A 516-nucleotide genomic window follows, 5' to 3' on the forward strand; every position below is an offset into this window, starting at 1 on the left:
ACACCGAGTTTCCCCAGACCGCGATCTTTGGTCGTTCACACCGCCGCCTCGCGCCGCACATCTATTCAGAGCAGGAGGTCTGCGACCTTATTGCTGCCGCTTCGCGGCTGACTCCCAAGGGCGGATTCCCGCGAGCTAAACAACAGTGCGCTTGCTTGCTCGCTGCGCCACGATTTGAGATGACGTTGAAGAGTTCGGAGTACCTTGCTCGGGTAAAGCCCAGGGCATTCTGCCTGAAGCTTGCAAAGGAGTTCGCTGCCGGTTCGCCACGGCTCGGCCTCGAACCATTCGCGCAGCTCCGGTCTGTTGGCTTTGCAAGCGCTCGGTCGAGGACCGAGCGCGACATCGGCGCGCTCGAGATGACCACTAGCACTAATTTGGCAGATTTATGGATTGATCGTCGCAACAGGATTCCCGAATCAGGTTTTCAATGATTCATGAGAGGTCGGCTTATGGAGGGCCGATCTATGGACGTGGACTGGCAAGCCGATCTCGATCGCTGGCTTGCGCCGTTTG

Annotated in this window: 1 pseudogene; it reads right to left on the reverse strand. The window is 58.1% G+C overall.

What is annotated here, in order from left to right:
* Positions 1-65 precede the first annotated feature (65 nt).
* A pseudogene (locus tag C7G61_RS43215) lies at positions 66-296 on the reverse strand (hypothetical protein); the annotation flags it as partial.
* Positions 297-516: the final 220 nt, after the last annotated feature.

Origin of the sequence: Bradyrhizobium algeriense (assembly GCF_003062295.1) — a bacterium.
In the GTDB taxonomy this organism is placed as follows: domain Bacteria; phylum Pseudomonadota; class Alphaproteobacteria; order Rhizobiales; family Xanthobacteraceae; genus Bradyrhizobium; species Bradyrhizobium algeriense.